Source organism: Thermococcus atlanticus, from assembly GCF_054657855.1.
The window spans coordinates 2182974-2194383 of the sequence record NZ_BAAHXX010000001.1; the positions used below are offsets into that span (position 1 = coordinate 2182974).

The following is an 11410-nucleotide window of genomic DNA, read 5'->3' on the forward strand; positions in this document are numbered from 1 at the left end:
GATGGGAAAGCTTTACAGCTTTAAGCGCTCCCTCTGGGTTTTCCATGCCTCAGGAGGAAGCTGTAACGCCTGCGATATCGAAATCATCGCAGCACTGACACCGCGCTATGATGCTGAACGCTTTGGAATCAGGCTCGTCGGCAGCCCGAGGCATGCGGATGTCCTCCTCGTCACGGGAGCAATCCCGAGGGACTTCGCCGACAAGCTGAAGAGGATATACGAGCAGATGCCCGATCCCAAGGCAGTGGTGGTCATAGGATGCTGCGGAACGAGCGGAGGGGTCTTCTACGACTCCTACAACATAGCCGGGCCGATAGACGAGATAATCCCCGTTGACGTTTACATTCCCGGCTGTCCTCCGAGACCTGAGGCCATCATAGACGGAGTCGTCAAGGCGTGGCTCAAGATAGAGAAGCTAGAAAAACAGCTGGAGGGTAAGGAATGAGAGGAAAACCGCTAACACCTGAAAAGGTCATTGAAAAGCTGCAGGAGGCCCTTGGAGAGGCTATCCTCTCACATGGAATGAAGGAATACACCGTGGGAATTGCAAAAAAGAGGTCCTACAGGGAGATATGGATGGAGATAGACCGAAAGGCATTCAGAAAGGCGGTGGAGGAGATTTTCAGGCTCGACTATCCCCACCTGCACTTCATAATGGGGGAGGACAGCGGCGGAGATACGATAAAGATGATATACGGATTTGCGCTTTACCACGGCCTCCCGTGGGAGCAGGTTAGCATCGTGCTGAAGTTTAACCTGCCGAAAAGCGAGCTCGTTCTGCCGACAATCACCGATTTAATGCCCGGAGCTGAGACCAACGAGAGGGAAATCAGGGAGATGCTCGGCATTGAGTTCGAGGGGCTGAAGAACAAGAGACACCTGTTCCTTCCGGACGACTGGCCTGAGGGCAAGTATCCGTGGAGAAGGGATGAGTACGGAGTTGAGGACATGGTGAAGCACACCCACAAGAGCGTCAAAGAGATAAGGAAGGGGAGGGGTGAATGATGGCGAAAACCCAGTACTATGTTCCGGTCGGCCCGATTCATCCCGCACTGAAGGAGCCCATAAGGGTCGAGGCCGAGGTGGAGGGAGAGAGGATAGTCAGGGTGGATGTCAAGAGGGGATTCGCCCACAGGGGAATAGAATACATGGGCATGAAAAGGAACGCCATACAGACGCTCTACCTGTCCGAGAGAATCTGCGGCATCTGCTCCATCTCCCATCCATATGCATTCGTCATAGGCAGCGAGAAGGCGCTTGGAATTGAGGCCCCGCCGAGGGCGCAGTACATAAGGCCCATAATAGCGGAGCTTGAGAGAATTCACAGCCACATCCTGTGGCTCGGCGTCGTTGCCCACGAGATGGGCTTTGACTCCCTCCTCTTCTGGACATGGAAGGGAAGGGAGAAGGTTCTCGACCTGCTGGAGCTGCTCACGGGCAACAGAATCAACTACTCGGTCTTCATGATAGGCGGTGTGAGGAGGGACATCAAGGAGTCGCAGATAAAGGCGATAAAGGAGGCGATTGACTTCTACAGGATATTCACAGAGGAAATGAAGAACGTGTTCCTCTCCGACCCGGTCTACAAGGCCAGAACAAGGGGGGTCGCACAGCTGTCAAGGGAGATGGCGCTCAAGCTGAACGTGTGCGGCCCGGTGGCGAGGGCTGCAGGGCTGAGAATGGACGTCAGACAGGACAACCCCTACGATGCATATGCCGACATAGAGGTCAGGGCGATAGTTCCCCAGGATATAGTTGGAGAGGCAAGGGGAGACGCATACGACATAACCCTCGTGAGGCTCTACGAGATAGAGCAGAGCCTTGACATAATCGAGTTCTGCATCGAGAACATGCCTGAAGGAAAGATAATGGCGATTCCGAACTACGTCGTCCTGCTGAGCAAAATAAAGAAGACGAAGGGGGAGGCCATCGGGATGCACGAGGCACCGAGAGGGGAGGTCGTGCACTACTTCAAATACGACGGAACCCGGGACGGTCCGGCCGTGTGGAAGGTCGTTGCCCCGAGCTACAACAACATCAACAGCTGGGCGCCCCTGCTCCTCGGGGCGGAGGTTGCGGATATCCCGATAGTCGTGGCATACATTGACCCGTGCATGTGCTGCAACGACAGGGTCGCTGTCGTGAGGGACAGGGATGGCAGGATCATGGACTACTCGCTCATACACAGGAAGGCGGTCGAAAAAACAATGAGGCTCAAGAGGGAGCTGGGGGTGAGAGAATGAGGAATTACAATAATAAGCAGGCACCCACTACCGGAAAGACCAGTCTTGAAGACAGAATTCCGGCGGCAGGGGCTGAGGGGGTGAGAGAATGACCCCTGAGTTCATAACCTATGCATTTGCCTTCCCCATCCTCGGGGTCTTCCTCGGACTTGTGTACAAGGGTATCGACAGGCGTGTATCCGCGAGGCTAACGTCGAGGATAGGGCCGCCCATAAGGCAGCCCTTCTGGGACGTAGGAAAGCTCCTCCTCAAGGAAACGATAGTCCCGGAGAATGCTGTGGCGTGGCTCTTCAACGCCATGCCCCTTGTGGCATTCGCCTCCTCGATGACGCTGCTGCTCTACATACCCTTCGGCATTCTGAAGGCCCCCCTTGAGGGATACGGTGACCTGGTCGTCATACTCTACCTGCTGACGCTCCAGTCCCTCGCAATGGCCATAGGCGGCTTTGCCTCGGGAAGTCCGTTCTCATCGGTTGGGGCCCAGAGAGAAATGGTTCTCATGATGAGCTACGAGATGCCCCTTGCAACGGTCATAGTGGGCTTCGCCCTTGTATACAGGAGCTTTTCGCTGACGACCATCGCCACGACGCCCGTCTGGAACATGGTCGGGCCTTTAGCCGGCATAGGAATTCTGCTCCTCCTCGTGGCGCTCCTGATAGTAACACCTGCAGAGCTCGCAAAGCTCCCCTTCGACATAGCTGAGGCTGAAACGGAAATAGCCGAAGGTATGCTGGCAGAATACAGCGGAAGGAACCTGGCCCTGTTCTACCTCTCGGATGCGGTCAGGGGCTTCGCAATGGCGGCAATAGAGGTTGTGCTCTTCATACCTTTCACGCTGAGCTCTATATTCAACCTGAGCCTTACCGGCCCGGCCCTCTACATCGTGGAAGGACTCTGGTTCCTCTTCAAGGTGCTCGTGGTCTACCTGCTGGCAATAACGCTTGTCAGGACGTCATTCGCAAGGTTCAGAATAGAGCAGGCATCAAGGGTGTTCTGGGTCTACGTGAACATCATAGCGCTCGTCGGGCTGGCTCTCGTGTGGATGGGGGTGTGAAGCATGGTCAACAAGATGATGTTCGTACTGCTGAAGCAGCTCGTCAAAAAGCCCGCCACAAACCCGTTCCCGGTCAAGCATGCACCAAAAAACGTAACCGAGCTTATAGAGAAGGTTCAGAGGGGAGAGGTGAAGATAAACCCGCCGGTCCCGGTTCCGGAGGGCTTCAGGGGGAAGCTGGTCTACGACCCTGAGAGGTGCATAGGCTGCCAGCTGTGCATAAAGGTGTGCCCCGCCGATGCGATGGAGTGGATTCCAGAGCTGAGGAAGATAAGGCACTACGTCTCAAGATGCATGTTCTGCGCCCTCTGCGTCGACATCTGCCCGGGCAAGAAGTTCCCGGGGGAAAAGAAAAACGTCAAAGCCCTCAGGATGAGCGAGGACTTCCTGCTGGCTGACTACGACAAGTACAGCGACAACCTCATAGAGGAGCCGCCCGAGGCAAAGGAAGGGGGAGTTTAGCCGTTCTGGTTAGCCGTAACTTGTGTAAGGTTTGTAAACGTCGTTACGGCTAACCTTCCCTCCTCCCATCTTCATGGGAGGGCTTTCGGGGGGAACGGTTACTCCCCACATCTCCGGAAGCTTTGACAGTCCCCATTCGGGCTTAAGCACCCCACATATCGGAGACCGCCACACCATTCAAAAATAAACTCCAGAACTATTTAAAAATTACGCAAAACAAAAACCTTACAAAAGTCACGAAAATTATCACCTATGAAACAGCCCATTCCATCTAATTTTATTCTGTTCTGGCCTTTGCGTGCCAGTGCTATGCATGGCCGTACCTGTATTCCTTGATCAGGCTCTCAATCGTTCTCCTGTGAAGCCTCTCCGTCGAACCAAGGTAGCTGAAAACCGCTTTCATGTACTCATCGGTTGCCGTTCCAGCGAGTATTTTATAAACCTCCTCGGCCAGTGCTTCAAGCCGGAGAGCGGCCTCAAGAACCCTGAAAACATCGCCGCTCTCCTCAAGCTTCTCAGCCAGCGACACGGAAGGCAGCGTTACAGGAAGGAGTTCTTTTGTATTGAATGTCCGCTCATAGACCGACATGAGCTTTCTATCATGCCGGATGGCCTCCAGTGAAAGCAGCTTGAAGATGTCGTATGCGGAATCGTCGAGCCCGAGCTCCCTGGCCTTCCGGGCGAGCATCTCATATAGCTCGGCCTTCTTTCTCTCATTTAAAATCCAGTAGCTCAGGAGCTCCCTCAAATCCAGCTCTTTCAGCTGGAGCAGCAGTCCGTCAAAATCCTCCATTTCAACCACCGGTGAAGCATAGGGCTTTCTTTTTATCTTTTTTGTGGTATAAACGTCTAAGAAAGATTTTTAATGGATGAACAGGTACGTAAAAGGAGTTTTCAAAAACAGAGTTATCTATGAATCATAATTTCCTCTTCCATTGATGTTTGGGAAGATATCTCAATCCCACTGGAATATTTCCTCAAGCAAATCTCATATTCCTTCTTGAGCTGGTTATAATGATCCTGCTCCATCAGTGCGAGGTATTCATACACCTTTCCAACGTCCCCATTTTCCTCTTTTTTCATCAGCTCCTCATAGATAGCCTTAGCCAAAAGCTCGCTCTTCATGGCTTCATAGAGGACGGATATCACATCCGATGCTTTTTTGAACTTTTCAATCAAAGGAAGCACCTCAACCGGGGGAATATCAACCTTCTCAAGCTGCTCCCCATAACGCCGTCTGTATATCTCAAAAAGTCTGTCTCCATGCCCTTTGGACTCTTTCGCCAGAATAGCAAAAGTTTCTACTAATTCATCATCCAATCCAAGCTCTTTTGCTCTCTCAGCTAGCCCCCAGTAAAGATGGGCCTCTTCGTATTCTCCTTTTATCCAGTAGGATAATGCCTCTTTTTCGCTGAGACCAGCGAGTTTCTCCACAATTGCAGTCATGTCAATTCCCATAAATAACCCCCCTACCTGACCAGCCATATCAGGAGAACCATCAGGATGTAGGTCACAACACCCAGGATGACGTGAAGTGCAATCCACAGCCGGTTCATCCTCTTCTCAATGAATATAAGGGCCCCGCTGAGCATTGTGATGCTCATAAGCACGAAGACGGCGTAGCCCAGCGTGTGGTGGTCTATCATCTCGGCACCCCCACCGGGAAGATGTATATCGGGTCTCCGTCCGTCCCTATTACCTCCGCGACCCTGTCATCGTGAAAAGCCCCCACGGCCACGGTTCCGAGGCCGAGCGCAGTTGCCTGCAGGTATATGTTCTCCCCTATGTGCCCCGCCTCCATATGCACGTATCTGATTCCCCTGTCACCGTAGTAGCCGGTGGTCCTTTCGTAAAATGCCACGAGAACTATGTCTATGGCGGCATTTCCAACCCATGCCTGATCAAGGGCAGCCTTCTGAAGGGCCTTCCTGTAGTCCCCCTCCCTGACCAGAGCTATGGCGTGTTCAAATGGGTCGTAGCGATAGATACCCGGCTTCAGCCCCCTCACATTTCCGACCACGACGTAAATCTCAAAGGGATACGTTGCCCCCGCACTCGGCGCGCTCCGTTTTTTCTCATGCGTTACCCCCTGGGCGGCCCAGAGCAGCTGGGAAAGCTGTTCCAGCGTCAGGGGTTCATTCCTGTATGAGCGTATGCTCTTCCTCCTCGCTATGGCCTCCTCAAGGCTCATACTCCCCTGGAGTCTGGGCTCCGGGAGTTTTATGACCTCACCTGAAATGATACCACCCCCGCTTTCAATCTCAAGATACGGCTTGATGACTATCAGAAGGGAGGAAGCAAACACCAGAAGGACGACCGCATAGGAAAGCTGTCTGTAGTTCATAATTTATATATCGGCCTTCACCTATTTTAGATTTGCCTTTAGGGCTGTGCGCCGTTAAGCCGGGCAATGCCCCGAAAACGGCCCAGCACATACCTACTCTTCAACCGCCTTCTTTACCAGCTCCTCGGCCCTGACGACACCTATCCCTGCCTTCCTGCCCAGAACCTCCACGAGAACGTACCACACGGGCGAGCCCAGGTCGACGACCGCTCCTGTCTCGGCCTTTATCCTCGCCCCCAGCTCGACCTCGACCCGCCTGCAGGATTTTATTCTGCTCCCCCGCCTCCTGCACCTTACCGCGAAGCTCTCGCCCGGTTTTATTCTGGCCACCGCTATCTCAAAAGCCCTTTCAATGATCTCATTTTCCTCGCTCCTCACGAACTCATCTATGGGGATGACCCTGAAAATCGACTGGGTTTCAAATTCCTCAATCCTCCTCAATGCCTCCTCCCTCAAAAGGGGGGTTTCGACTATCAGAACCCCCTTCCACTCCGTCCTTCTGATCAGGACTTCACCCAGAGCCCACTCAAGCTCAAGGGATGCATCCCCCTCCCTCCCTGTCGGAACAGTAACGAGCAGAAGTGTCATCAGAACACCTCCAATGGACAAGCTTTTATATGTCTGTGGCTTTAAATTTAAACTTGGTGGGTAAAATGGAGCCAAGAGGCCTTAAACTTTATCCCATTGAAGGTTATGAAATCTATGGGTTATCAAGGAATCCCTTCGAGCAGCTCGCGAGTGAGGGAATAAGCGACGTTGAGAGCATTCATGTTTATCAGGAAATTGACATGCGCCTCTCCATGATAATTTCGGAGGTCATAGGGAACAGAAGCTCAATCGCACTGTCCATAATCGGTCCCCTCGGGATGGGGAAGACCCAGAGGCTCAAGAGCATCGCAAAGGCCATAAGCGACAGCAGGGGAAAGGCCATATACGTGAAGGTCGACACGAACGACATACTCAAACTCACGAGGGACATCTTCTACGCACTAAAGCCGCCGAGGAGCAGGACGAACATATTCCTTGAGAACCTCAGCAGAAAGCTGGGCTTCATAGACAGGCTTGAGAAGATGCTGAGCTCGACCCAGGAGTACAAATCGAGGGACATAGCAGAACTCCTGACGGAGCAGATGGGAAAATACCCCTACTGTGCCCTCCTCCTCGATGAGCTGGAGAACATGCAGACGGCGAGGGAGCAGGATAAAATCCAGTTTTTTGAGATGCTCAGGCACTTCATAAGCAACATGCCGCAGGGGTGCATCGTGGCATTTGCCTGCATCCCCGAGGCCTACGAGGAATACTCGAAGATATTCCCCGCATTCTTCATGCGCCTCCACTACGAGTTCAGGTTAAGGCCGATGAGCATTGATGAGGCATATGAGCTCGTGAAGAAAAGGCTCAACAGGGTCAGAATCCGGGACACTGCCGACCCGCTCTATCCATTCACAGAGGAGGCGATAAAGCTCATCCACGAGCTCGGACACGGGAACCCGAGGCAGATTTTAAGGCTTCTCCACTACGTGCTCAGCGAATCTGCAAAGCACAAGTTCGACCCGATAGACGACTACGTTGTTACGACGATCCTTGAGGAGCCCAAGAGCCTTGAGGAGTATCTGACGAGGATTCCGAAGGAGTACAAGGATCTCGTGGAGATCATAGTGCACAAGTTCAGAGGGGGGCCGGTCAGCTACATTCAGGTTGCAAAGGAGGCAAAGAAGCCGGGGATACAGGTCTATGACCAGCTTGAGGAGTTAATAAGGCTCGGCTTCCTCGTCGGCGATCCGAAGGGCAACTACAAGGTTCCGGAGTACGTCAGAAAGTTCCTCGAAAGGGAGGAGACAGGGACGGAAGAAGTGTGATGCACATGCCGAACTACGACGTCCACGTGCTCAGCGGCATAATCAGTTACCCTGCAGCCGTGGCTGTTGCCGGCGTTCTGTCGGCTGCAGGAGTCCCCTTCAGGCTCACTTCAATTGCCCTCATCCTGGGCTATGCATTCTACGTTCTCGGGAGCGATTTGCCGGACATGGATCATCCAGATGCACTGATACACCGCGGAACGAAGCCTCTGGTTGCCGTCGCGGTCGGGAGTGCGGTTTTCATCAGGAGTTATCCATATATCAGCGTCTCCTCCTGGAGCTGGGTGAACCTGACAATCAGCTGGCTGATAGCGGCAGCGGCAGCCTTCGCTTCATGGTATGCATTCACAGCGGTTATGCCGAAGCACCGGGGCATAGTCCATTCCCTCCTTTTTGCCCTGATATACGGGGGGACGGCGTTTGCCCTCGCCCATTTTGGAATTGGAATCAGCTACGGGGAGGCCCTCATGGTTGGCTTCGCTGCATTCAGCGGCTACACCCTTCATCTAATCCTCGACAGGGACGTGGCCATTGTATGAGCTCCCATTCATTAACCATAAATGTTCCATAATGCTTTTAAATGACTCAAATCAGCTGAATCTGGAGGTGAGAAAATGTTCAGTTTGACAGGATTTTCACGCTCTAAAGAGGACGAAGGTAAAGTCTGGGATGTCCTTATCATAGGGGCCGGGCCCGCGGGATTCACGGCAGCCATATACGCCGCCCGCTTCGGCCTTGAGACGAGGATAGTGAGCAGGGATCTGGGAGGAAACATGGCGCTGACCGACATCATAGAGAACTATCCGGGATTTCCCGATGGCATAAGCGGTTCTGAGCTCACCGCGAGGATGCACGAGCAGGCCAAGAAGCTCGGCGTTGATGTGGTCTTCGACGATGTGGAGAGAATAGACCCGACCGAGTGCGCGTACTACGAGGGGCCGTGCAAGTTCGTGGTGAAGACGAAGAACGGCAGGGAGTATAAGACCAAGACCATAATAATAGCGGTCGGTGCCTCCCCGAGAAAGCTCAACATCCCGGGAGAGGAGGAGCTGACCGGAAGGGGTGTTTCCTACTGCGCCACCTGTGACGGCCCGCTCTTCAAGGGGAAGAAGGTAATAGTGGTTGGCGGCGGCAACACGGCCTTACAGGAAGCCCTCTACCTCAAGAGTATAGGGGTTAATGTGACGCTCGTCCACAGGCGGGATAAGTTCAGAGCGGACAAGATACTTCAGGACAGGTTTAAGGAGGCAGGAATTCCGGCGATACTGAACACGGTTGTCACGGAGATAATCGGCAAAAACAGGGTCGAGGCCGTTAAGCTGAGGAACCGCGTTACAGGCGAGGAGAGCGAGATGGCCGTTGATGGGGTCTTCATCTTCATCGGCTACGAGCCGAAGACCGATTTCGTCAGGCACCTCGGCATAACCGATGAGTACGGCTACATCCCGGTGGATATGTACATGCGCACCAAAGTAAAGGGCATCTTCGCTGCCGGCGACATAACCAACGTCTTCAAGCAGATTGCTGTGGCGGTGGGTCAGGGAGCTATCGCTGCAAACTCAGCGAAGGAACTGCTGGAGGAGTGGAACTCAAAGGTTGTTGAGTGAGGTTTCCTTCTTTTTAAGCCTTTCTCTAAGCTCCTCTTTTGTCAAATACACTATTCCACTGGAGTTGCCTATTATGTACGGCTCACTCCTGGGAGTTTCCTGCTTCGTAAATGAAACCATCCCAGTAAAAAGAGCCTGAATGAAGATGAATACCCCAATTTTTTCGTCAAAGAGATATGAAAACACAACGCCAAAAATAAGAGCGACCATCATGGCCATCAGAGAACGATAAACCCGATTTCCGCGGGGCTCCTCAAACGGTGAAGCCTTTTCAAGTTCAATCCCATCGAGCTTACCCATATTCACTACCTAACCACCGAAAAACAACACCATTGAAAGTTTATTAACTTTGCGCCCTCATGAACAGCTATCTTTTGCAAACTCACTCTTATCGGACGTTTATCGAAAATTCTTCGGTCAAACATGTGCATTGATGAACATAGAGTTATATAGTTTCACGTGTAGTTTCTCCGGTGATTGTCATGGTGAAGAGACCCGAGGTTAAGAAACTCCCGGGGCCGAAGGCCAGGGAGGTTATAGAGAAGAATTTTGAACTCCTTGCAACGACAACGCAGGATCCGGAAACCCTTCCGATAGTCATAGACCACGGAGAAGGTATATTCGTTTATGATATCGATGGAAACGCATTCTACGACTTCGGAAGCGGCGTTGGAGTTTTGAACGTCGGCCACGTCCACCCGAGGGTCGTCGAGGCAATAAAGAAGCAGGCTGAAAGATTTACCCACTTCGCCCTGAACGACTTCTTCTACGAGAACGCAATAACACTCGCCCAGAAGCTGGCGGAGCTTTCACCGGGCGACTTCCCGAAGAAGGTCGTCTACCAGAACAGCGGGGCAGAGGCAAACGAGGCCATGATGAAGCTCGTCAAGTACGGCACCGGCAGGAAGAGGTTCATCGCGTTTTATCACGCATTCCACGGGAGAAGTCAGGCCGTTCTCAGCCTGACGGCAAGCAAGTGGGTTCAGCAGGACAGGTTCTTCCCGACAATGCCGGGCGTCGAGCACATACCCTACCCGAACCCATACAGGAACCCCTGGCACATAGACGGCTACGCCGAACCGGACGAGCTCGTCAACAGGGTCATAGAGTTCATCGAGGAGTACGTGTTTAGACACGTCCCGCCCGAGGAGGTTGGAGCGATAGTCTTCGAGCCGATACAGGGTGAGGGCGGCTACGTCGTCCCGCCGAAGAACTTCTTCAAGGAGCTCAAGAAGCTGGCGGACAGCTACGGCATACTCCTGGCTGACGACGAGGTTCAGATGGGCGTCGGCAGGACAGGAAGGTTCTGGGCCATCGAGCACTTTGGCATAGCCCCAGACACCATCCAGTTCGGCAAGGCCATAGGTGGAGGAATACCCCTAGCTGGTGTCGTCCACAGGGCTGAGATAGCCTTCGACAAGCCGGGCAGGCACGCCTCGACCTTCGGCGGCAACCCCGTTGCCATAGCCGCCGGCCTTGAGGTCGTCGAGATAGCCAGGGAGCTCCTCCCGCACGTCCAGGAGGTCGGAGACTACCTCCACAAACGCCTCGAAGAGCTAATGGAGAAGTACGAGGTCATAGGAGACGCCAGAGGTCTCGGATTGGCTCAGGCCGTCGAGATCGTCAAGAGCAAGGACACCAGGGAGAAAGCTCCGGAGCTCAGGAACAGGATTGTGAAGGAAGCCGTCAAGAGGGGCCTCATACTCCTCGGCTGCGGCGACAACAGCATACGCTTCATCCCGCCGCTCATTGTCCAGAAAGAGGAAATAGATGTAGCGATGGAGATATTCGAGGAGAGCCTCAAGGCTGCCCTCGGCTGATTCTCCTTCCCCTATATTTTT

Annotated in this window: 16 protein-coding genes; 9 read left to right on the plus strand and 7 right to left on the minus strand. The window is 53.3% G+C overall.

The genetic code is table 11. The annotated features are described in order from the left end of the window. The first annotated feature begins 1 nt into the window (after position 1). The 5 genes from ACYQ27_RS11965 (at position 2) to ACYQ27_RS11985 (ending at position 3759) form a co-directional block, all read left to right on the plus strand. On the plus strand, positions 2–445 hold the full coding sequence (locus ACYQ27_RS11965) for an NADH-quinone oxidoreductase subunit B family protein (RefSeq protein WP_456394329.1): 444 nt from the start codon (positions 2–4) through the stop codon (positions 443–445). After that, positions 442–1005 (plus strand): NADH-quinone oxidoreductase subunit C, encoded by a 564-nt coding sequence (locus ACYQ27_RS11970; RefSeq protein ID WP_456452170.1) that lies wholly within the window; start codon positions 442–444, stop codon positions 1003–1005. Before ACYQ27_RS11965 ends, ACYQ27_RS11970 begins: the two co-directional genes overlap by 4 nt. Further along, a complete protein-coding gene (locus tag ACYQ27_RS11975) occupies positions 1002–2243 on the plus strand; it encodes a hydrogenase large subunit (protein WP_456452168.1) in 1242 nt (413 codons plus the stop codon). The genes ACYQ27_RS11970 and ACYQ27_RS11975 overlap by 4 nt, the downstream gene beginning before the upstream one ends. Positions 2244–2331: 88 nt before the next feature. Beyond that, positions 2332–3297: a respiratory chain complex I subunit 1 family protein gene (locus tag ACYQ27_RS11980; protein WP_456394326.1), complete on the plus strand. Its 966-nt coding sequence runs from the start codon at positions 2332–2334 to the stop codon at positions 3295–3297. A gap of 3 nt (positions 3298–3300) precedes the next feature. Then, entirely contained in the window at positions 3301–3759 is a 459-nt protein-coding gene (locus ACYQ27_RS11985; RefSeq protein WP_456394325.1) for a 4Fe-4S dicluster domain-containing protein, read from the plus strand. A gap of 9 nt (positions 3760–3768) precedes the next feature. Here ACYQ27_RS11985 and ACYQ27_RS11990 read toward each other — a convergent pair whose 3' ends face one another. The 6 genes from ACYQ27_RS11990 to ACYQ27_RS12015 form a co-directional block, all read right to left on the minus strand. After that, complete coding sequence (locus tag ACYQ27_RS11990; RefSeq protein ID WP_460041700.1) at positions 3769–3936, minus strand: hypothetical protein; 168 nt, start codon at positions 3934–3936, stop codon at positions 3769–3771. Positions 3937–4066: 130 nt separating this feature from the next. After that, positions 4067–4561, minus strand: a complete 495-nt coding sequence (locus ACYQ27_RS11995; RefSeq protein ID WP_456452166.1) for a ferritin family protein — start codon at positions 4559–4561, stop codon at positions 4067–4069. A gap of 104 nt (positions 4562–4665) precedes the next feature. Continuing rightward, positions 4666–5217 (minus strand): ferritin-like domain-containing protein, encoded by a 552-nt coding sequence (locus ACYQ27_RS12000; RefSeq protein WP_456452164.1) that lies wholly within the window; start codon positions 5215–5217, stop codon positions 4666–4668. An 11-nt stretch (positions 5218–5228) separates the two neighbouring features. Continuing rightward, the gene (locus tag ACYQ27_RS12005; RefSeq protein WP_456394322.1) at positions 5229–5405 is read right to left on the minus strand and encodes a hypothetical protein; all 177 of its coding nucleotides are present in this window, start codon (positions 5403–5405) and stop codon (positions 5229–5231) included. Continuing rightward, a complete protein-coding gene (locus ACYQ27_RS12010) occupies positions 5402–6103 on the minus strand; it encodes a SagB/ThcOx family dehydrogenase (RefSeq protein ID WP_456452162.1) in 702 nt (233 codons plus the stop codon). The genes ACYQ27_RS12005 and ACYQ27_RS12010 overlap by 4 nt, the downstream gene beginning before the upstream one ends. 93 nt (positions 6104–6196) lie before the next feature. Further along, positions 6197–6691 carry a THUMP domain-containing protein gene (locus tag ACYQ27_RS12015; RefSeq protein WP_456394320.1) on the minus strand — a complete coding sequence of 165 codons (495 nt, stop codon included), beginning with the start codon at positions 6689–6691 and terminating at the stop codon, positions 6197–6199. A 65-nt stretch (positions 6692–6756) separates the two neighbouring features. On the opposite strand from ACYQ27_RS12015, the gene ACYQ27_RS12020 reads away from it, so the two are divergent. From ACYQ27_RS12020 to trxB, 3 genes are all read left to right on the plus strand, one after another. Continuing rightward, positions 6757–7962 carry an AAA family ATPase gene (locus tag ACYQ27_RS12020; RefSeq protein WP_456452193.1) on the plus strand — a complete coding sequence of 402 codons (1206 nt, stop codon included), beginning with the start codon at positions 6757–6759 and terminating at the stop codon, positions 7960–7962. 5 nt (positions 7963–7967) lie between these two features. Continuing rightward, complete coding sequence (locus ACYQ27_RS12025) at positions 7968–8501, plus strand: metal-dependent hydrolase (RefSeq protein WP_460041880.1); 534 nt, start codon at positions 7968–7970, stop codon at positions 8499–8501. 75 nt (positions 8502–8576) lie between these two features. Continuing rightward, a complete protein-coding gene (gene trxB / locus ACYQ27_RS12030; RefSeq protein ID WP_456452160.1) occupies positions 8577–9569 on the plus strand; it encodes a thioredoxin-disulfide reductase in 993 nt (330 codons plus the stop codon). On the opposite strand, the gene ACYQ27_RS12035 is transcribed toward trxB, so the two are convergent. Then, the gene (locus ACYQ27_RS12035) at positions 9552–9869 is read right to left on the minus strand and encodes a hypothetical protein (RefSeq protein ID WP_456452158.1); all 318 of its coding nucleotides are present in this window, start codon (positions 9867–9869) and stop codon (positions 9552–9554) included. The two genes, trxB and ACYQ27_RS12035, sit on opposite strands and share 18 nt — an antisense overlap. A gap of 182 nt (positions 9870–10051) precedes the next feature. On the opposite strand from ACYQ27_RS12035, the gene ACYQ27_RS12040 reads away from it, so the two are divergent. Continuing rightward, entirely contained in the window at positions 10052–11389 is a 1338-nt protein-coding gene (locus ACYQ27_RS12040) for an ornithine aminotransferase (protein ID WP_460041881.1), read from the plus strand. Positions 11390–11410: the final 21 nt, after the last annotated feature.

What these genes read in the sequence shown, in the direction of transcription:
- ACYQ27_RS11965 (WP_456394329.1), top strand. Translation starts at nt 2, where the DNA reads ATGGGAAAGCTTTACAGCTTTAAGCGCTCCCTCTGGGTTTTCCATGCC.
- ACYQ27_RS11970 (WP_456452170.1), top strand. Translation starts at nt 442, where the DNA reads ATGAGAGGAAAACCGCTAACACCTGAAAAGGTCATTGAAAAGCTGCAG.
- ACYQ27_RS11975 (WP_456452168.1), top strand. Translation starts at nt 1,002, where the DNA reads ATGATGGCGAAAACCCAGTACTATGTTCCGGTCGGCCCGATTCATCCC.
- ACYQ27_RS11980 (WP_456394326.1), top strand. Translation starts at nt 2,332, where the DNA reads ATGACCCCTGAGTTCATAACCTATGCATTTGCCTTCCCCATCCTCGGG.
- ACYQ27_RS11985 (WP_456394325.1), top strand. Translation starts at nt 3,301, where the DNA reads ATGGTCAACAAGATGATGTTCGTACTGCTGAAGCAGCTCGTCAAAAAG.
- ACYQ27_RS11990 (WP_460041700.1), bottom strand. Translation starts at nt 3,936, where the DNA reads ATGGTGTGGCGGTCTCCGATATGTGGGGTGCTTAAGCCCGAATGGGGA.
- ACYQ27_RS12000 (WP_456452164.1), bottom strand. Translation starts at nt 5,217, where the DNA reads ATGGGAATTGACATGACTGCAATTGTGGAGAAACTCGCTGGTCTCAGC.
- ACYQ27_RS12005 (WP_456394322.1), bottom strand. Translation starts at nt 5,405, where the DNA reads ATGATAGACCACCACACGCTGGGCTACGCCGTCTTCGTGCTTATGAGC.
- ACYQ27_RS12010 (WP_456452162.1), bottom strand. Translation starts at nt 6,103, where the DNA reads ATGAACTACAGACAGCTTTCCTATGCGGTCGTCCTTCTGGTGTTTGCT.
- ACYQ27_RS12015 (WP_456394320.1), bottom strand. Translation starts at nt 6,691, where the DNA reads ATGACACTTCTGCTCGTTACTGTTCCGACAGGGAGGGAGGGGGATGCA.
- ACYQ27_RS12020 (WP_456452193.1), top strand. Translation starts at nt 6,757, where the DNA reads ATGGAGCCAAGAGGCCTTAAACTTTATCCCATTGAAGGTTATGAAATC.
- ACYQ27_RS12025 (WP_460041880.1), top strand. Translation starts at nt 7,968, where the DNA reads ATGCCGAACTACGACGTCCACGTGCTCAGCGGCATAATCAGTTACCCT.
- trxB (WP_456452160.1), top strand. Translation starts at nt 8,577, where the DNA reads ATGTTCAGTTTGACAGGATTTTCACGCTCTAAAGAGGACGAAGGTAAA.
- ACYQ27_RS12035 (WP_456452158.1), bottom strand. Translation starts at nt 9,869, where the DNA reads ATGGGTAAGCTCGATGGGATTGAACTTGAAAAGGCTTCACCGTTTGAG.
- ACYQ27_RS12040 (WP_460041881.1), top strand. Translation starts at nt 10,052, where the DNA reads ATGGTGAAGAGACCCGAGGTTAAGAAACTCCCGGGGCCGAAGGCCAGG.